We start from the raw sequence: 19,440 nt of genomic DNA, 5'->3' as shown, positions 1-19,440 counted from the left end.
GAAGCGGCAACAGATTGTCCCGAAAAAATACGGAGTCGGTTCAAGGGGTTAAAATTCTTTTAACTTTTGCCTCTGGACACGGCGAATCGCATTTGATTCATTAGAGATATTCAAGCGGCGGCGCTTCGAATCACTGGGGACATCTAAAAGGCGGGACAATGACGAACGTGCGGCGGGCGACTGCGGGCGATGAGCGGCCGTATGCCAAATTTTCTGATCTTGCGGCCTGGGGCGAAAGGCTTTCCAGCGACCTGATGGGTTTGATGAATGGCTCCGACCGCCCGGCGCCGCAGGTCGAAACCCTGCTGAAACGTCTGATCCCCATTCTCATTCTCGCCTTCCTCGTTGTTGTCGCTGCCTCGCGCATGCTTGGCATCGTTGCCGAATACAGCCGCATGGAAGAGGCCGCCCGCCACTCAACCGCGCTGACGGCGCTGACGGCGAAAGCGGCCCTTGTTAACAACGGTATCGTTTTCACCGGGCAGGACCGGACCCGCGCCGAGGCGAGCCTTGTCGCCGCATTGCCGTCGGGCAGCCTTGCCGATGGCACCATGGTACTGCTGTCAGGCAGCAATGGCCGCATCTTCGCGGGCGCCGGCAAGGAGGCGATGCTTTATATCGGCACCTCGCTGCCCGCCCTGCTTCCCGAAATCGCCATCGTGCAGCGTTTCCCCGGCTCGCCCGGCACCATCGAGACCAACATCGATGGCCAGCAGCATTATGCGACGATGATCCCCTTCGGTGATGATGGCGCCATGGTGATCGCGGCGCGCTCGCTGCAGCCGATCCGCTCCTTCTGGCGTAGCGAAATCGCCATGAACGTGACGCTGTTCGCCGGCATCTCCTCCATCCTGCTCGTCGTGCTCTACGCCTATTATATGCAGGTGAAGCGCGCCCGCGACGCCGACGACATCTTCGCCGAATCCAACCTGCGGGTGGAGACGGCGCTGTCGCGCGGGCGCTGCGGCCTCTGGGATTTCGATCTTTCCAGCCGTCGCATGTTCTGGTCCGGTTCGCTTTACGAAATTCTTGGGCTTCCGCCGAAGGCAGCACCGCTCTCCTTTTCCGATGCGGCCCGCATGATGCATTCTGAAGACGGCAATCTCTACGAGCTTGCCCGCGCCGTCGGCTGCGGCAACCTGCGCCAGATCGACCAGATTTTCCGCATGCGCCATTCCAAGGGTCATTATGTCTGGCTGCGCGCCCGCGCCCAGGTCATCCGCACCAATAACGGCCCGCGCGTCATCGGCATCGCCATGGACGTCACCGAACAGCACCGCCTCGCCCAGCGTTATGCCGAGGCGGACCAGCGCCTTGCCGACGCCATCGAATCCACCTCGGAAGCCTTCGTGCTGTGGGACAAGAACGATCGCCTCGTGATGTGCAACACCCACTACCAGAAGGCCTATGGCCTGCCTGACAGCGTGCTGGTGGCCGGCACGGAAAAAAGTACGGTCCATGCCGCAGCAGCCCGCCCCGTGGTTGAACGCCGCGTTGCCGATCCGGACCAATCCGGCCTGTCGCGCACCATGGAAGTGCAGCTTGCCGATGACCGCTGGCTGCAGATCAACGAGCGCCGCACCCGTGACGGCGGCCTCGTCTCCGTCGGCACCGATATCACCCTTCTGAAGCGCCATCAGGAACGGCTGCGCGATTCCGAACGCCGGCTGATGGCAACGATCGGCGACCTCTCCGCCTCGCAGCACAAGCTGGAACGGCAGAAGACGGAACTTTCCGACGCCAACGCCAATTATCTCGCCGAAAAAGAGCGTGCGCAGGCCGCCAACCGGGCGAAATCCGAATTCCTCGCCAATATGAGCCACGAGCTGCGCACGCCGCTCAACGCCATCCTCGGCTTTTCCGAAATCTTGCAAAACGAGATGTTCGGGCCGGTCGGCTCGCCGAAATATTCCGAATATGCCCGCGATATCCATGACAGCGGCAAACACCTGCTCAACGTCATCAACGATATTCTCGACATGTCGAAGATTGAAGCGGGCCATATGCGCATCAACCGCGAGACGATCGATCTTGCGCCGCTGATCGAGGAGACGCTGCGGCTGACCGCCATTCAGGCCCAGCAGAAGAACATCACCGTGCAGCAGAAGGTCTGCGCCGGGCTGACCATGCAGGGCGACCGCCGCGCCATGAAGCAGATCATGCTCAACCTGCTCTCCAACGCGGTCAAATTCACCGGCGACGGCGGCCGTATCGCGCTGCGCACCCATGTGCATGAGGCCGCGATGATCCTCACCATCGCCGATACCGGCATCGGCATCCCCGCGCAGGCGCTCAACAAGATCGGCCAGCCTTTCGAGCAGGTGCAGAGCCAATATGCCAAGAGCCAGGGCGGCTCCGGCCTCGGACTTGCGATTTCCCGCTCACTGGTGAAGCTGCATGGCGGCACGATGAAGATACGCTCATGTGAGGGTCGTGGGACGGTGGTGACGATCATTATTCCGCATACGGCGGGGGTGTGTGGGACGGTGCATTGAGCGTTGGACGATGTTCGCGCCCAACCGACAAAGGCCTAAATTATAGGGAAATTGGCTCTTCCATCATTTACTTTTGGTCTCAATTCTTAGCAGGGCATATCGCAATATTAGCAATAGCCAGATGAAGAAAAACATCGCCGCGATCAGGGGCACAAAGAACAACAATCGCAGTGCCAATAAGCAGATATCTAGTGCAAAAGCAGCTACAATGGGGACGGAGGCGTCTCCTGCGGAACACTTAATCTCGTCGAGATGGATTTGGCATCCATACGCGTATGCAATGATATCCGCCGATATATTTAAAATAAGAGGTAAAAAAAAGAACAATAATATTGCAGGCAGTATATAGAAATACACCTTCATGCTCAGCTTCTTCTTTCTATGATCCGATTCACTAATTACCGTTCTTCACCACCGCCACAAACGCCTTCCGCACTGCTTTCGCCAGCCGCTTCACCTCTCCCTCAAGCGTTGAAATATCCGGGCAATCCCCCGCCCGGCACACGAGGTCGATCAGGCCCGCCGGCGCCTCTTTCGGATTGAACGTCCCATCAATGCACAGCCGCACGATCTGCGATATTTCGGTATAAAGCCCCATCGCCGCCATGCAGTCATCGAAAGCCTGCGGCTCCATGACAGGCGCGGCGAGCGCCTGCAACGCCTCGGCCGTATTGCGACCCGGTTCGTGCGCAGCAAGCCCTTTCACCGGCCCCACCAGCGCCAGATATTGGGCGATGAATTCGAGGTCGATCAGGCCACCGTTGATGAGCTTGAAGTCCCAGTTGTTTTCCGGCGGTTTTTCCTGCTCGATGAGGTTGCGCATGTCCAGCACGTCGACGGAAACCTTGGCCGCATCGCGCTTTTGCGAAAGGATGGAAGCGATGATGCGGCGCGCATCTTCCATCAGCGAGGCATCGCCGCAGATCAGGCGGGCGCGGGAGAGCGCCATGTGTTCCCAGGTCCAGGCCTCCTCGCGCTGGTATTTCTCGAAAGCAGAGATGCGCGTCGCCACCGGCCCCTTGTTGCCGGAGGGGCGAAGCCGCATATCCACCTCGTAAAGCACGCCTTCGGCCGTCGGGGCCGATAAGGCAGCAATCAGCCGCTGGGTGACGCGAGTGAAATAGCGCACCACATCGAGCGGCTTTGCGCCGGTGGATTCATGGGCGGCATCGTCATAGTCGTAAAGCAGGATGAGATCGACATCCGAACCGGCCGTCAGCTCGAAGGAGCCGAGCTTGCCCATGCCCATGACGGCGACACGGCCGCCAGGATAGAGCCCATGCGCCGCTTCCATCTCCGCCAGAACCGGATTCAGCGCCGCCTCGATCACCAGATCGGCCAGGTGGGTGAAAGCGCGGGCGGCGACTTCGCCGCGGATTGCGCCGGTCAGAAGCCTGACACCGATCAGGAAGCGCTGTTCGGCGGCAAAGATACGCAGCCGGTCGAGAATATCCTCGTAATGGCGGGCGTTGGAGAGGAAATTGCCCATGCGGTGGGCGAGATAATCGCGTGTCGGGATGTCGCTCATCAGCGCCGGGTCCAGCATGCCGTCAAAGACATGCGGGCGGGCGGCGATGATTTCGGCAAGGCGCGGTGCTGATGACATGATGGTCACCAGCAGGTCGAGCAGCGCCGGATTGTTGCCGAGCAGCGAAAACAGCTGGATGCCGGCCGGCAGGCCGGAAAGGAAATTATCGAAACGCAGGAGCGCCTCATCCGCCCGCTTGCTTTCACCGAAGGCGCGCAGCAGGTCCGGCGTCAGCTCCGTCAACCGCTCGCGCGCCTCGACCGATTGGGTGGCCCGGTAACGGCCATTGTGCCAGGTGCGGATGACGCGGGAGATATCCTCCGGCCGCTCGAAGCCGAGGGCGGAGAGTGTTTTCAGCGTATCGGGATCGTCCTTCTGGCCGGTGAAGACCAGATTGCCAGCCTCGCCGGAGAGTTTCGTTTCCTGCTCAAACAGCGCGGAATAACGCCGCTCCACCAGCCGCAGCACTTCTTCCAGCTTTTCCGAAAAAGCCTTGGTGTCGTCAAAGCCGAGCATGAAGGCAATGCGCTTCAATTCCGCTTCGGTATCGGGCAGCACATGGGTCTGTTCATCGCGCACCATCTGGATGCGATGCTCCACCTCACGCAGGAACCAGTAGGCGTCGGTCAGGCTGTCGCGCGTTTCTGCGTCGATCCATTTCGCCTCGGTCAGAGCCGCCAGCGCCTCCTGCGTTGCTCGCACCCGGAGCGCCGGCATGCGGCCGCCGGCGATGAGCTGCTGCGTCTGGGCGAAGAACTCGATCTCGCGGATGCCGCCGCGCCCGAGTTTGACATTATGACCCTTCACCGCAATCGCGCCATGGCCCTTATGGGCGTGGATCTGCCGCTTGATGGAATGAATATCGGCAATCGCCGCGTAATCGAGATATTTGCGGAAGATGAAAGGCGTCAGCTCGCGCAGGAAGTTCTCGCCCGCCTTCATGTCGCCGGCCACCGGCCGCGCCTTGATATAGGCGGCGCGTTCCCAGTTCTGCCCCCTGCCCTCGTAATAAAGCAGCGCCGCTTCCACGGGAATGGCGAGCGGCGTCGAGCCGGGGTCGGGCCGCAGCCGGAGATCGGTGCGGAAGACATAACCATCGGCGGTGCGCTCCTGCATGATGCGCACCAGACGGCGCATCATGCGTCCGAAATTCTCCGTCGCATCATAGGGATCGTCCATGATGCCGGCGGAGGGTTCGAAGAACACCACGGCGTCGATGTCGGAGGAATAGTTGAGTTCGCGCGCACCGAGCTTGCCCATGCCGAGCACGATGAGGCCCGATCCTTCGCTCGGGGTTGCGACATCCTTCAGTTTCAGCTTGCCGGGCTCATGGGCCGACAGCAGAAGGTGATCGATGGCGGCGGAGAGCGCTGCATCCGCCATGTCGCTCAGCCAGCGGGTCGTATCACGCGCGGTGAAGATGCGGGCGAGATCGGCAAGTGCGGCGATAAAGGAAAGCCGCCGCTTGGCTACTCTCAGCCGCGACATCACCTCGTTTTCGCTCGGTATACCGCCCTCGTTCCCGGGCTTCCAGCAATCGCGCGCCTCGCGGACGAGACCGGTCAGCAGCGGCTCAAGCGGTTTCGAAATCGCCAGCGACAAAAGCCCTTCATCCGCCGACGCCATGTCGCGCAGATAGGGAGACAGCGTGAAAGCCGCAGCGATAAAGTCTTTGAGCGCGCTTTCCCCGGCAAGCAGCGCGGCCACCGCCGGCTCGCCCTTGCCGATATCCTTCAGCGTCGAAAGAACGGATTTCAGTTCCGTCTGCGTATAGGGGCGGATCATCCCCGGCAGAACCTCGCTCAGCCGCCTTTCGGCGGTTTCCCGTTTCGTCACTGTCTCTCTCCCTCTTCCGCCTATTCTCTCGCCGCTCTTCGCCCGTGCCCGGCTTTCAGGACCGGATGCACCGCATCCGAAACGTTCCTGCCGCCGCACCTTTGCCGAAGCCTCCCGGCGCATGCATGTGGCGTTGTAACAAATGCGGGCCGCTTTGCGATCAGAAAACCGCCGGTGGCGATGTTTTCCAAAGCGCCGCACCGCGTAATGTCTCCGCAATTGTGCCCGCGTAGCGTCATCCTCAACGAAACCCGACTCCCCGGTTTTCCAACGCTCGATGCTGCAACGGATATGATCATGAAACAGATTTTTACAGTGAAATGGCAAAAGAACCTGCGCGCGATGGCCCTTTGCCTGACGACGCTGCCCGCCGCGCAGGCGATCTGCACACCGGTCTTCGCCGCCGATATCGGCAAATCGGACAGGTTGGCCGATCCGCAGGGCAATTTCGACAATGCCCGCTACAGCAGTTCCAGCGAGTGGAAGATCACGCTCGGCGCAGGTGCGGCCTATGCCCCGAAATATGAAGGTTCGGACAAGCTGGAAGTGGGCGCCGTCCCGCTGGTTTCCGTCCAGTATGGGGAAACGCTGAGCATCGATTTCAGCGGCGTTACCGTCAATCTTCTGAACCAGAACGGCTTCCGGCTGGGCGTCAAGGGTGGATGGGAAGCGGGGCGCAAGGAAAAGGACGACAAGAAGAACCTGCGCGGGCTGGGCGACATCAAGGCCGGCGGCGTGGTCGGCGGCGTCATCGCCTATGGCGTCGACCCCTTTGAAATCTACGCCAAGGTGGACAAGACCATCGGCGGCAGCGAAGGCCTCACCGCCACTGTCGGCGCAAGCGTCTCGCACAAAGTCGACCAGTTCATTCTGGGTGCGGATATCTCCGCCACCTGGGCGGATGACAACCACATGAAATCCTATTTCGGTGTCACCTCGGCCCAATCCGCCCGTTCCGGCCTGCGCCGTTATGACGCCAAGGCAGGCTTCAAGCGCATCGACGCCAGCGCCTCGGTTTCATATCTCATGACGGAGAACTGGATGATCACCGGCACCGGCGGTGTCGGCTTCCTGCTGGGCGACGCCAAGGACAGTCCGGTGGTGAAAAAGGATATCCAGCCCTTCGCCATGATCGGCGTGGCCTACACGTTCTAAACCGCGCGGGAGAAGTACGCGACCGCGAACCCGCCCACCATCCCCATGAGGAAAGGCGTCCCTGCCCTCACGCCTCCTCATCCAGTGAAACGCCGCAAGGCGTTTCACTGGGCCGCCATGCTCAAAGAATCCTGTCCCTGTATTCCGGCGGCGCCACCCAGCACTCTTCATGCTTTCCGAACCAGCGGTAGCGATTGCGGGCGACAAAGCGATAAACGGGATCGCGCAGAAATGCGGGAATGATGCGCAATACGGTAACAAGCCGCCAGGGCATGCCCAGCGCCTCATATATGCTCAGCACAGCATCGCTGTCCTGCCGCACCCTGCCGCCATCCACGACCAGCATGCTGACGGGATCTTTCGGGTCCATATCGTAACGACGGTAAATTTCAGCGCCGATCTCGCTCTGCATGGAGGCCAGGCGGAAATATCCGGCCCTGTCATGCCGCAGCACGAATTGCGCATTCACGGAACACAAGACACATTCCGCATCGAACAGAATGATCGGGCCATGCCCGTCGTCGGTCAAGGGAACCGTAGCTGCCACCCGTCACACATCCTTTCGTCCATCGCACGCGATCTCCGAACAGAGCCATTGCGTCAATCAACGGAACCGTTCTCCAGATTATCTTTCAATGTATTCTTGAAGAACAGTCATTTCCCGGCAAGTCTTGCTCATCCGCAGAACTCACCGGTGTGAAGACCCACTGGCATCACCACCCAGCGATGCTTACGCCTTGGGGATGGGAAACACCATCGAAACCGTCAGCCCCGGGCAGGCCGCATTCGAGGCATCCGTGTCCGATAGCACCAGCGATCCGCCGTGCAGTTCCATGACGGCCTCCACCAGCGACAGGCCGAGCCCGGTTCCCGGCTTGGAGCGGCTTTCATCCAGCCTGACGAAACGTTTCAGCACCTCGCCGCGCTTGTCGGCGGGAATGCCGGGACCGCTATCGGCGACGGAGAGCACGATGGCCTCCGGCTCTCTTGCCAGACGGACGACGAGTTTCTTGTCGCCCTCGCCCTCGCAGGCATATTTCATGGCGTTGTCGATGAGGTTGGAGAGCGCCTGGCCGATCAGTTCGCGGTTGCCCTTTACCGAAAGGTCAGCCTCTATTTCGGCTTCCAGAGCAAGCCCGGCATCCTCGGCGACAGGCTCGTAAAGTTCGGCGCTGTCGGCGGCAATTGCCGAGACGTCGACATCGGTCATTTCCGCGGCAATCGAACCGGCCTCGACGCGGGAAATCATCAACAGCGCGTTGAAGGTGCGGATAAGCTGGTCTGACTCGGCGATGATGCCTTCAAGGGCCGCGCGCCGTTTCGTCTCGTCATTGTCGTCAAGGGCGGCGGCCGCCTTGTTGCGCAGCCGCGTCAGCGGCGTCTTCAGGTCGTGGGCGATATTGTCGGAGACCTGCCGCAGGCCTTCATTCAGCTTCTCGATGCGGCCGAGCATGGCGTTCAGCGAGCCGGACAGGCGGTCGAATTCATCGCCGGATCGGCCCTGCGGCAGACGCTGGGAAAGGTCGCCGGCCATGATCTTCTTGGTCGCCGCAGACATGCGGTCGATGCGTTTCAACGCATTGCGGCCGATACCGAACCAGATGAGCAGCGCGCCGCCGCCCATGATGGCGAGCGCCACCATCAGCGCATTGCGCACCAGCGCCCGGAACTTGGTCGGCTCGCCGAGATCGCGGCCGATCAGGATGCGCAGGCCGTTGTCCAGCATGAAGATATTGGCGGTGGCGAGATGCTGCACGCTGTCGCCGCTTTCGGAATAACGCTCGTAACGGAACGGGAAGCCCGTCCAGCCCTCCTTGTCGAAGACACCTGGCTGAACGGAGGCAACGTTGCCGGCAAGGATTTCGCCATTCGGCCCGGCGATGACATAAAGACTCGCGCCCGGCTGGCGGGCGCGGCGCTCCATCATCCTGAGAAGCGGGTTGATGCCACCGCGATTATAGATCCGCTGCACATCCGAAACTTCCTGCAGCACCGCATCACGCGTCTGCTGGTTCAGCAGCCTTTCGGAAAGGGCGGTGACATAAAAGACGAGGAAGGCGGCGCAGAGCGCGAACAGCAGGATATAGAGCGCCGAAAGGCGCACCGCCGTCGACCGGAACACTATTCTGAGGCGGGCCATCTTCGCCAATCAGCCCTCGTCCTTCATCATGTAACCGGCGCCGCGGATGGTCTTCAGAAGCGGCTTCTCGAAGTCCTTCTCGATCTTCGAGCGCAGGCGGGAAACATGCACGTCGATGACATTGGTCTGCGGATCGAAGTGATAGTCCCAGACATTTTCGAGAAGCATGGTGCGGGTCACCACCTGGCCGGCATTCTTCATCAGATATTCCAGCAGGCGGAATTCGCGCGGCTGCAGCAGGATTTCCTTGCCGTTGCGGCGCACATCATGTGACAGCCGGTCGAGTTCGAGATCGCCGACCCGGTAGATCATGTCCTGCTCGGGCTTGCCCTTGCGGCGGCCCAGCACCTCGATGCGGGCGAGCAATTCGGAAAAGGCGTAAGGCTTCGGCAGATAATCATCGCCGCCGGCGCGCAGGCCGGTCACGCGGTCATCCACCTGCCCCAGCGCGGAAAGGATCAGAACCGGCGTCTCGATACCGCGGCGGCGCAGCTCGCTGATGACGGAAAGCCCGTCGCGGCGCGGCAGCATGCGGTCGATCACCATCACGTCATAGGCATTCTCGCAGCCCATGAACAGGCCGCTCTCACCGTCGCTCGCGTGATCGGCGACGATCCCGACTTCGCGGAACGCCTTGGTCATATAGGCCGCAGCCTCTAGGTCGTCTTCAATGACTAGAATCTTCATGTGCGGGACAATAGCGCCCTCGCCCTTTTCCGCACAACCGGAAACAGATGCGGGAGAGACTTCCTGAACCTTGTTTTCCATGGAATTTCCTCCGAAGATCGGGCCTTAAGCACCGTCGCGCTTCCAGGCAGAACAATCGCCTATGGATCAGGCGGGTGCCGCTTGTTTCTTCTCCCCGGCGGGGAGAAGAAAAGGGCCATAGCGCCCTGCCATACTCAACCGCCCCGTCTCAAGAGCGAGATGCGATGCCGGGTCCCAAAAGAAGCCGGCATCGCGTTTCAGCGTATCAACCCTGGTCGATATCCAGAGCGATGAAGCGGCTGCCATCATCCGTCTGGATCTGGAACAGCGCCTTGGAGCGTCCGTCCTTCTTGGCCTGCTCGAGAATCTTCTCGATATCGGCGGCGGAAGCGACCTGCTGGTTGTTCACCGAGGTGATCTTCTCACCCGTCTTCAGGCCACGGGCAGCGGCATCGCTGTCGGGGTCGACATCGGTGATGGCAAGGCCGTTGCCGTCATCGGCGGGCGAAACCGTCAGGCCGAGGCTGGACAGGACCTTCTCGCTGGAAGACTGGTCGCCCTTGTCGTCGTTCTGGGTCGGCGTCGCCTTGGAGGCGTCGTCGCTTGTAAGATCACCCAGCGTCACTGTGACCGACTGCGACTTGCCACCGCGCCACAGCGAGATTTCAACCTTGGCGTTGGGCGCCATGCCACCGATGCGGCGCGACAGGTCGCGGGCATCCTTGACGGGCTCGCCATTGACGGCGGTGATGATGTCACCCTGCTTGATGCCGGCCTTGTCGCCCGGCGAGCCGGACTGCGGCGAAACGACGAGCGCGCCGCTTGCTTCAGCGAGGCCAAGCGATTCGGCGATATCCTTGCTGACCGGCTGGATCTGCACGCCGAGCCAGCCGCGTTCGACCTTGCCGTCCTTCTGCAGATCGGCAATCACGTCCTTGGCGACGGATGCCGGAATGGCGAAGGCGATGCCGACATTGCCGCCCGACGGCGAGAAGATGGCGGTATTGATGCCGACCACTTCGCCATTGAGGTTGAAGGCCGGGCCACCCGAGTTGCCACGGTTCACGGCGGCGTCGATCTGCAGGTAATCATCATAGGGGCCGGAGCCGATATCGCGGCCGCGGGCCGAAATAATGCCTGATGTCACCGTGCCGCCGAGGCCGAAGGGGTTACCGACGGCGACGACCCAGTCACCGACGCGGATCTTGCTGTCATCGGCAAACTTCACATAGGTGAACTTGCGGTTCACATCGACCTTCAGGAGCGCAAGATCGGTGCGCGGATCACGGCCGACGAGCTTGGCTTCGAGTTCGGTACCGTCATTCATCACGATCGTATAGGCGGAGCCGTCATCGACGACATGGTTGTTGGTGACGATGTAACCATCTTCGGAGATGAAGAAGCCGGAGCCCTGAGCGACGGGACGAAGCGGACCCTTGCCGTCACGGTGGCGATTCGGACCACGTTCGGAGCGATCCTGGTTCGGACCACCGAATTCCTTGAAGAAGCGCTTCAGCGGATGGTCATCAGGCAGCTGGTCGAGGCCACGGCCGCCAAAATTGAAGGAGAAATTGCTGGAGTCATCGGAAGCGGGCTGCACGTTCGACTGTACGCGAACGGAGACGACGGCGGGCGATACCGCATCGACCACGTTGGCGAAGCTTGGAACCTGCGGCGCATTCACCTCGACGGGAGCGGCGAACGAGTGGAGGATCGGGGCGGCGATGCCGGTGGAAAGCATCAGCGCCGCAAGGCCGCCAACGGTCGTGGCCTTCAGAGCCGTCTTCAGCGAGGCCGTCTTCAGCGAGGAATGGCCGTTTTGCGAATGAGACATGGTGTACCTTCTTTCTTCATTCAGACTGGGGCCCGTTTGACCGGGGGAGAAGCGGTGGATGATGAAGATATAGGAGGCGACACCTTACGGCGAAGTGTCTGACGAATGAAAAATCCGTAATGTTGAAAAAGAACCGGGGACTGAAATGGAAACCGGTTATTTTTCAATGAGATTGCGGATTCGCTCTTCTTCGTCCGCGCTCAGCTTCTGTGGCTGTTCCTGGCTTGCGCGGCGGCGGGAAAACACGAAGACGGCGAAAATCCCGGCAAGGGTGAGACCAATGGGCGCGCCCCACAGAAGCACGGTGCGAAGGCTGAGGCGCGGTTTCAGGAGCACGAACTCGCCGTAGCGCGACACGACGTAGTCAATGACAGCCTTGTCGCTGTCGCCTTGAACCAGCCGCTCGCGCACCAGGACCCGCAGATCGCGCGCCAGTTCGGCATTGCTGTCGTCGATCGACTGGTTCTGGCAGACCATGCAGCGGAGCTGAGACGTCAGGTTCCGGGCGCGCTGTTCCAGCACCGGGTCTTTGAGGACTTCGTCGGGGTTGAACGCGAAGGCTGGAGAGGCCGCAGCGAAGATGAGGGTGAGAAGAAGCCCGAGCGCTGCCACAAACTCCCTCATTCCGCCGCCTCCGGCATTGCAGCCCGCACCGGCTTCGCCTTGCGATTCGGCGCACCGACCCGCAAACGCCTGTCCGAGAGCGAGATGAAACCGCCCGCCATCATGAACAGCGTGCCGCCCCAGATGCACAGGATGAAGGGTTTCCACCAGATGCGCACCACCATGCCGCCATCGGTCATGGGATCGCCGAGCGAGACATAAAGCTGGCTGAGGCCGAAGGTCAGGATACCCGCTTCCGTCGTCGGCATGCGCCGCGCGGTATAGAGCCGCTTGGAGGACCACACATCGGCCACTTCGACACCCGCCTTGCGGATGGTGAAATGGCCGCGATCCTCGGTGAAATTCGGACCGACGGCGTGGCGGATACCGTCGAAGGTGAGGCTGTAGCCGCCCGCTTCCGCCACCATGCCCTCTTTCATCTCCAGCACCGTTTCCGTCTCGAAAGTGGTGACGATGACGATGCCGAGCACGGTGATGCCGAGCCCCATATGCGCCAATGCCGTGCCGAAGGCCGAACGCGGCAGGCCTTTGAGGCGGCGAAATGCGATGCCGAAGGCCAGCTTGCCGAAATTGGCGCGATACCAGAGATCGGCAAGCGCCCCGAAGATCAGCCAGAAACCGGCCGCGATGCCGAGTGCGGCCAGCACCGGGCCGCCATTTTCGATGTACCAGAGCGTCAGACCCGCGAGAGCGGCAAGCGCAGCCGCCACATAAAGCCGCTGGAATGCGCCGAGCAGATCGCCGCGCTTCCAGGCCAGCATCGGGCCAAAGGGCGTGACGATCAGGATCGGGATCATCAGGAGGCCGAAGGTGAGATTGAAGAAGGGCGCGCCGACCGAGATTTTTTCGCCCGTCAGGGTTTCGAGAATGAGCGGGTAAAGCGTGCCGATCAGCACGGTTGCCGTGGACACCGTGAGGATGAGGTTGTTGAGAACCAGCGATCCCTCACGCGAAATCGGCGCAAACAGCCCCCCGGCCTTCAGCGAGGGAGCGCGCCATGCAAAGAGCGCGAAGGCGCCGCCGATGAAGACGGTCAGAATGCCAAGAATGAAGATGCCGCGGCTCGGATCGGTGGCGAAGGCATGCACGGAGGTCAAAACGCCGGAGCGGACAAGGAAGGTACCGAGCAGCGACAGCGAAAAAGTCATGATCGCCAGAAGCACGGTCCAGATTTTCAGCGCCTCGCGCTTTTCCATGACAAGCGCCGAATGAAGCAGCGCGGTTCCGGCAAGCCAGGGCATGAAGGAGGCGTTTTCCACCGGATCCCAGAACCACCAGCCGCCCCAGCCGAGTTCATAATAGGCCCAGTAGGAACCCATCGAAATGCCGGCGGTCAGGAAGGTCCATGCGGCAAGTGTCCACGGCCGAACCCATCGCGCCCAGGCGGCATCGATGCGCCCTTCCAGCAGCGCTGCGACGGCGAAGGAAAAGCAGACGGAAAAGCCGACATAACCGAGATAAAGCAGCGGCGGATGGATGGCGAGGCCGAAATCCTGAAGGATCGGATTGAGGTCCTGCCCCTCGGCCGGCACCGGCTCCAGCCGCAGGAAGGGATTGGAGGTGAGCAGGATGAACAGCAGGAAGGCGACCGAAATCCATGCCTGCACCGCAAGAACATTGGCTTTGAGCGTTTCCGGCAGGTTGCGGCCGAAGGCGGCGACGAGCGCGCTGAAAAACACCAGAATGAGCAGCCACAGCAGCATGGAGCCTTCATGGTTGCCCCACACGCCGGTCAGCTTGTAGATCATCGGCATCAGCGAATGGGAGTTTTCCCAGACGTTGCGCACGGAAAAATCCGAGACGGCATAGGCCCGCGTCAGCGCCGCAAAGGAAAAACCAACGAGCAGGAACATCATGACCGAGCCGAGCGAGGCGACATCCATCAGCGCCCGGTCGTTGCGGCGCGCGCCGATAACCGGCAGCGTGGAAACGATCAGCCCCACCCCAAGCGCCAGCACCAGAACGTAATGGCCGATCTCGTTGATCATTTGGTTGCTCCGGTCTTGTCGGGCGACGTCGCACTGGGCGAGGGCGTCGCGGCGGCGGGTTCCTCACCCTCTCCGCCATGTTGCCACAGGCCCTTGTCCTTCAGCCGGTCTGCCACTTCCTTCGGCATGTAATTCTCGTCGTGCTTGGCCAGCACGCTGTCGGCCACGAAGCCGTGAGTGGCGGCATCGAACATGCCTTCGGTCACCACGCCCTGCCCTTCGCGAAAGAGATCGGGCAGAATGCCGGTATAGCTGACCGGCACATTGGCCTCGCCATCCGTCACCGTAAAGCTCACCGTGCGGCCCTCGCCGCGCTTGATCGAGCCTTCCGCCACCAGCCCGCCAAGGCGGATGCGGGTGCCGGGGTTGACGGGCGTCTTCTCCAGATCGGCGGGCATGTAGAAATAGGCAATCGACTGGCCAAAGGCGAACATGACGAGCAGCACGGCTGCAACGATGAAGCTCATGCCGCCGCCGATGATCGCGAGACGTTTCTGTTTGCGGGTCATTGCGTCACTCCCTGCGGCGCAGCATCCTGTTGCCCGTTCGTACGGATCGGCCCGGCGGAAACGCCAAGTTCCTTCGCCAGCGCCAGAAGCTGCCTGCCCTGTTCACCCTCCGGCGGGAAAGCCTTCAGCCCCGCCCGCAGGGCCTCTCCGGCCTTGGCTTCGTTCTTCAGCACCGAATAGGCGCGTACAAGCCGCACCCAGCCTTCAAAATCGGCGGGGTTTTCCTTGAGCTTGGCATCAAGGCTCGACACCATGCCTTCGATCATCGCCTGCCTGTCGGAAGCCGTCATATCGTTGGCCGCCGCCATATCCTCAGCGTTCGGGCCGGGCGCGGCAGGGTTCGCCGCGCCGCCGGTGCGGGCGATATGCTCTTGAACCAGCGGCAGCCACGGCGCGCCGGCCGGCGCATCGGCCGCCAGCGCTGCAAAGGCCGCGCGTGCTTCCTCCGCCTTGCCAGCCTGCTCCAGCGAAAGCGCCAGATAGAAGCGGGCGCGCGGATTGCCGGGTTTCAACTGTTCGGCCTGCGCAAACGCATCGCGCGCGGCCTCTATGACGATGCCGTCATTGCCGGCAACCAGCGTTTCGCCAAGGCCCGTCAATCGTTCGGCGCTCGGGCCCAGAATACGAAGCGCATTGCGATAGGCAAGCTCGGCGTCGCCAAGCCGCAATGTCTTGAAATAGATCGGCGCGAGAATGTCCCAGCCCGCGCCGTCATCCGGGTTCTGCGCCAGATGCCTTTCGGCCCGTGCGACCAGCAGGTTCATGTCGTTACCGGGCTTTTCAAGACGTGCCTCGAGCGGCATGTCCGGCACCTCCGGACTGCCGTTCCAGATGTAAAGACAGAGGCCGAGCGCGGGCAAGAGAATGGTGATGAGGCTGGCGGCGAGATTGTGCCGCAGCGGACGCGCCTCTTTGCCCGGCTGCTCTTCCCTCTCGGCGGCAGCGAGAAGCCGGCGGCCGATTTCGGCGCGGGCATAATCCGCTTCGGTTTGCCCGATCAGGCCGGCGGCGCGTTCGCGGTCCAGCTCGGCCAGCTGGTCGCGATAAACGGCAACCTCACCGTCGCGGCGCGTCTCGGGCGCCTCGGTCTTCCGCATCAGCGGGTACATCAGGACGATGGCAACAGCCGCCGTCAATATCGCAACGACAATCCAGAACATAAGGCTCAATTACTCGAATGCGCGGCACATGGAAACATGAAGCGCGGGGATGACGCGAATTTGAGACATCACGCCGCACCGCAGGCCATCTCCCGGCTGCACCGCTATGCCTCTTCTTGTCATCGCAAAAGGCCCGTGACCTTGATTTACGTCAAACTGGTTACGTCAGCGGCGACCAGCTTCCATCGGCATTGCGGCAGGCTGCACCGCGCGCCCTGGTTTCCCGTCCGTCGACCGTCAAGGTATGCGAATATTGCCGGCAATTCTGATTGCCGACCTGATAGGGCGCATTGGCGACCACCTGGCCCTTGGCGTCATCGCCCGTCCAGGTGACAGGCGTGCCGACCGGGGCTGTTTCCAGCGCCTTATATTCGGCTTCCAGCGCCTTGGTCTGGTCACCCCTGTCAAGCTCAACGCCGCTTCGCCCGACAATGCCGCCTTCCAGATTGGCAAGAAAGGGCGTCGAGGGCTGCGCAGAGCGGCCAAACAGGCCGCCGCCCGCCGGGCGGGTGCCTGTGGTGGTGCAGGCGCTCAGCATCGATACGCACAGGATCGAGAGAAGTGCCGGGCGTGACACCAGCGAACGCATTGTCACGGAGCGGCAGCCATCATACACGTCAACCAAACCCTGTCCTCTTTCCTACCGCATTGCACCTAATATACCGGCATTGAATTTCTTGCCTTTTTTCTTGCCTCACGCAAGCTCTTTCGAAAGGCCCGGCAAAATCAGATCGGCTTTAAGGCCGCCGATGGCGCTGCGCGACAGCGAAAAGCGGCCATGGTACTCTGACACCACCTCGGAAACGATCGACAATCCGAGACCCGTGCCCGGCCGGCTCTCGTCCAGCCGCCTGCCGCGCTTCATCGCTTCGCTGATCTGTCCCGGCTCCAGCCCCGGCCCGTCATCCTCGACAGTCAGCTCCACCCAGGAGCGACGGGCGATTTCGGCGTCGGACGATGGGTGCGTGCCGGTCGCAAGCGTGATGACCACGCGCGTCTGCGCAAAACGCGCGGCATTTTCCAGAAGATTGCCGACGACCTCCTCCAGATCCTGCTGCTCCATGCCAAGCACGGCGCCGGCCTGCTCGAAATTCAGGACAAACTGCTTGTCGGGGTTCAGGCGACGCATGACGCGCACCAGCCGTTCCAGTGCCGGTTCCGCTTCCACGCGGGCAAGGATAGAACCGCGCTGGGCGGCGATGCGGGCGCGGGAGAGATAGGATTGCACCTGCGCCTGCATGGCATCGGCCTGCGCCCGCACCAGATCGCCATGCTGCGGGTCCAGCGTGCGCGCTTCGTTGAGAAGAACGGCGATCGGCGTCTTCAGCGAATGCGCGAGGTTGCCCACCTGCATGCGGGCGCGCTCCACGAGGCGGCGATTGCTGTCGATGAGCGCGTTGACCTCATTGGCCAACGGCTGGATTTCGCGCGGGAATTCACCTTCTAGGCTTTCCGCCTCCCCGCCCCTGATCTTGCCAAGCGCGACGCGAGCCTGATCGAGCGGCCGCAGACTGTAGAGAATGGCGAGGCCATTGACGACCAGACTGCCCACACCGAAAACGGCGAGCGCCAGATAGAGGCTGTTGGAGAAATCGCGCACATCGTCTTCCACGACATTCAGATTGCCGGAAACGCGGAAACGCGCCGCACGCCCTTCGCCATCCAGCACGACTTCGGTTTCCGCCACACGCACCTGATTGCCGGCCTCGTCGGTCACGGCATAAAAGCGCTCATAGCGGTTGTCGAAGGGCGCATCGAGAATGCTCGGCACCGGCAAGGTGGAGACGCCCAGCGACGAGGAAACCAGCGGCGCGGTCTGGAAATTGCCAAGCGGCTCGACAACCCAGTACCAGCCGGTATCGGGCTGCGAAAAACGCAGGTCGCCGAGCTGCGGGCTGCCGGCCAGCGTATTCTCGTTGGAAATCGTCACGGAATTGATGACGTTATAGAGCTGCGCCCTGAGAAGATCGGTGAAGCTGCGCTCCACCCCCTGCCGGTAAAGCGTCGAGATGACGACGGCGATCACCACCAGCGCCAGCGCCGACCATAGCGAGGCGAGCAGCAGAACGCGGGCGGTGAGAGAATTACTTCGCATCTGCCGGTGCTTGCATCCGGTAACCGAGACCACGGATCGTCTCGATCAGATCAACCCCGAGCTTCTTGCGCAAACGTCCGACAAATACCTCGATCGTATTGGAATCGCGGTCGAAATCCTGATCGTACATATGTTCGACCAGCTCCGTGCGCGACACGACCTCGCCCATGTGATGCATGAGATAGGACAACAGCCGGAACTCATGCGAGGTGAGCTTCAGCGTCGTACCGTTGACGGTCGCCTTGGAGGATTTGGTGTCGAGCCGGACCGGGCCGCAGACGAGTTCGGAGGAGGCATGGCCGGCGGCGCGGCGGATGAGAGCGCGCACACGGGCGAGAACCTCTTCGACATGGAAAGGCTTGGTGACGTAGTCATCGGCTCCGGCGTCAATGCCGGCGACCTTGTCGCTCCAGCGGTCGCGGGCGGTGAGGATGAGAACAGGCATGGCCTTGCCGGCCGCACGCCATTTTTCGACGACGGTAATGCCATCCAGCTGCGGCAGGCCGATATCGAGAACGATCGCGTCATAGGGCTCGGTATCGCCGAGATAATGCCCTTCCTCGCCGTCAAATGCCTGATCGACAACATAACCGGCTTCTTTCAGCGCGTCGGTCAGCTGCCGATTGAGATTGGCATCGTCCTCAACAACGAGAATACGCATTGTCAGCCCTTTCCTTCCGTCCCGGCCCGCGCGCGGGGTCGGTCATGCTAAATGTTTCGGATTGTTTTCCGATATTTCGGCGATGCGGGCAAGCTACATCGGCACGCGCATCGTCACCTTGCGCGGGCGCTCGCCATTACCCTGGACGAGAACGGTGACGACGCAGGACTGACCATCGCCGGAAGGATAGACCGAAAGCAGCTGACCACCGGTTTCGCGCACGACGCGGGCAACGGCTGCGCCGCAGTCGCTCGCCGCCAGTATGTAATGGCCCTGCAGATCAGCCTCGGGCGCCGTGAAACCGGAAAGCCCGGCTGCAAGCGTCGCGATGATGAGAGGTGATGCCATTGCACAAACTTCCAAAAAACCGGGTGCGTCTCGAACCGTATTGTGACCGAATATGTAGCGCAAAGCGTCTGAATGGCAAATGAATGCCGCCCCCGCCGCAAGGGCGTAACGCGGGAGCGGCGTCTTTGCATGTGCTGTCAGCGAATGGCGCTGGTCGCCGAAAGGCGGCCGTAAAGTGCGATCAGGCCGCCAATTCCGCCCGCAACCGTCACCAGCCCGTCCGCAAGTTCGCCTTGCAGACCGGCGGGCAGCTCAACGCCGGCAATGCTGAAAAGCGGTGCGAAAACCGCGACCAGAGCACCCCAGATCGTGCGCGATTGATACCATGCTTTGGTACTGTCCATAATCTCATCCTTTGC

16 protein-coding genes are annotated in these 19,440 nt (G+C 61.6%); 2 read left to right on the top strand and 14 right to left on the bottom strand.

Translation table 11 applies throughout. The features are described 5' to 3' along the window. The first annotated feature begins 158 nt into the window (after nucleotides 1-158). The gene (locus tag V6S97_RS00565; RefSeq protein ID WP_334425878.1) at nucleotides 159-2,495 is read left to right on the top strand and encodes a PAS domain-containing sensor histidine kinase; all 2,337 of its coding nucleotides are present in this window, start codon (nucleotides 159-161) and stop codon (nucleotides 2,493-2,495) included. A gap of 394 nt (nucleotides 2,496-2,889) precedes the next feature. On the opposite strand, the gene V6S97_RS00560 is transcribed toward V6S97_RS00565, so the two are convergent. Beyond that, nucleotides 2,890-5,859, bottom strand: coding sequence for a bifunctional [glutamine synthetase] adenylyltransferase/[glutamine synthetase]-adenylyl-L-tyrosine phosphorylase (locus V6S97_RS00560; RefSeq protein WP_334425877.1), 2,970 nt, complete (start codon nucleotides 5,857-5,859; stop codon nucleotides 2,890-2,892). A gap of 291 nt (nucleotides 5,860-6,150) precedes the next feature. On the opposite strand from V6S97_RS00560, the gene V6S97_RS00555 reads away from it, so the two are divergent. Then, on the top strand, nucleotides 6,151-7,014 hold the full coding sequence (locus V6S97_RS00555) for a MipA/OmpV family protein (protein ID WP_035213545.1): 864 nt from the start codon (nucleotides 6,151-6,153) through the stop codon (nucleotides 7,012-7,014). Nucleotides 7,015-7,135: 121 nt separating this feature from the next. Here the strand turns inward: V6S97_RS00555 and V6S97_RS00550 are convergent, their stop codons facing one another. The 13 genes from V6S97_RS00550 to V6S97_RS00490 form a co-directional block, all read right to left on the bottom strand. Further along, on the bottom strand, nucleotides 7,136-7,561 hold the full coding sequence (locus V6S97_RS00550) for a thiol-disulfide oxidoreductase DCC family protein (protein WP_003509795.1): 426 nt from the start codon (nucleotides 7,559-7,561) through the stop codon (nucleotides 7,136-7,138). Between the two features lie 183 nt (nucleotides 7,562-7,744). Continuing rightward, entirely contained in the window at nucleotides 7,745-9,154 is a 1,410-nt protein-coding gene (locus tag V6S97_RS00545) for a sensor histidine kinase (RefSeq protein ID WP_003509796.1), read from the bottom strand. Between the two features lie 9 nt (nucleotides 9,155-9,163). Beyond that, nucleotides 9,164-9,922, bottom strand: coding sequence for a response regulator transcription factor (locus V6S97_RS00540; RefSeq protein ID WP_020009721.1), 759 nt, complete (start codon nucleotides 9,920-9,922; stop codon nucleotides 9,164-9,166). Nucleotides 9,923-10,127: 205 nt separating this feature from the next. After that, nucleotides 10,128-11,696: a Do family serine endopeptidase gene (locus V6S97_RS00535; RefSeq protein WP_020809582.1), complete on the bottom strand. Its 1,569-nt coding sequence runs from the start codon at nucleotides 11,694-11,696 to the stop codon at nucleotides 10,128-10,130. Between the two features lie 156 nt (nucleotides 11,697-11,852). Continuing rightward, a complete protein-coding gene (locus V6S97_RS00530; RefSeq protein ID WP_020009719.1) occupies nucleotides 11,853-12,320 on the bottom strand; it encodes a cytochrome c-type biogenesis protein in 468 nt (155 codons plus the stop codon). Next, nucleotides 12,317-14,308 (bottom strand): heme lyase CcmF/NrfE family subunit, encoded by a 1,992-nt coding sequence (locus V6S97_RS00525; protein ID WP_003509804.1) that lies wholly within the window; start codon nucleotides 14,306-14,308, stop codon nucleotides 12,317-12,319. The genes V6S97_RS00530 and V6S97_RS00525 overlap by 4 nt, the downstream gene beginning before the upstream one ends. Continuing rightward, nucleotides 14,305-14,817 (bottom strand): cytochrome c maturation protein CcmE, encoded by a 513-nt coding sequence (gene ccmE / locus V6S97_RS00520; protein WP_003509807.1) that lies wholly within the window; start codon nucleotides 14,815-14,817, stop codon nucleotides 14,305-14,307. Before ccmE ends, V6S97_RS00525 begins: the two co-directional genes overlap by 4 nt. Continuing rightward, nucleotides 14,814-15,977: a c-type cytochrome biogenesis protein CcmI gene (ccmI, locus tag V6S97_RS00515; RefSeq protein WP_334425874.1), complete on the bottom strand. Its 1,164-nt coding sequence runs from the start codon at nucleotides 15,975-15,977 to the stop codon at nucleotides 14,814-14,816. The genes ccmE and ccmI overlap by 4 nt, the downstream gene beginning before the upstream one ends. A 160-nt stretch (nucleotides 15,978-16,137) precedes the next feature. After that, a complete protein-coding gene (locus tag V6S97_RS00510; RefSeq protein ID WP_031233662.1) occupies nucleotides 16,138-16,566 on the bottom strand; it encodes a membrane protein in 429 nt (142 codons plus the stop codon). A gap of 105 nt (nucleotides 16,567-16,671) precedes the next feature. Then, complete coding sequence (locus V6S97_RS00505; protein ID WP_003509813.1) at nucleotides 16,672-18,072, bottom strand: sensor histidine kinase; 1,401 nt, start codon at nucleotides 18,070-18,072, stop codon at nucleotides 16,672-16,674. Then, nucleotides 18,062-18,733: a response regulator transcription factor gene (locus V6S97_RS00500; RefSeq protein WP_003509815.1), complete on the bottom strand. Its 672-nt coding sequence runs from the start codon at nucleotides 18,731-18,733 to the stop codon at nucleotides 18,062-18,064. The genes V6S97_RS00505 and V6S97_RS00500 overlap by 11 nt, the downstream gene beginning before the upstream one ends. A gap of 93 nt (nucleotides 18,734-18,826) precedes the next feature. After that, nucleotides 18,827-19,081 (bottom strand): hypothetical protein, encoded by a 255-nt coding sequence (locus V6S97_RS00495; RefSeq protein ID WP_003497070.1) that lies wholly within the window; start codon nucleotides 19,079-19,081, stop codon nucleotides 18,827-18,829. 137 nt (nucleotides 19,082-19,218) lie between these two features. Continuing rightward, nucleotides 19,219-19,425 (bottom strand): hypothetical protein, encoded by a 207-nt coding sequence (locus V6S97_RS00490; protein ID WP_003509816.1) that lies wholly within the window; start codon nucleotides 19,423-19,425, stop codon nucleotides 19,219-19,221. Nucleotides 19,426-19,440 lie beyond the last annotated feature (15 nt).

The sequence above is a fragment of the Agrobacterium sp. CCNWLW155 genome, assembly GCF_036888815.1.
Classification (GTDB): Bacteria; Pseudomonadota; Alphaproteobacteria; order Rhizobiales; family Rhizobiaceae; genus Agrobacterium; species Agrobacterium radiobacter.
This window is presented reverse-complemented; position numbering and strand designations above follow the sequence as displayed.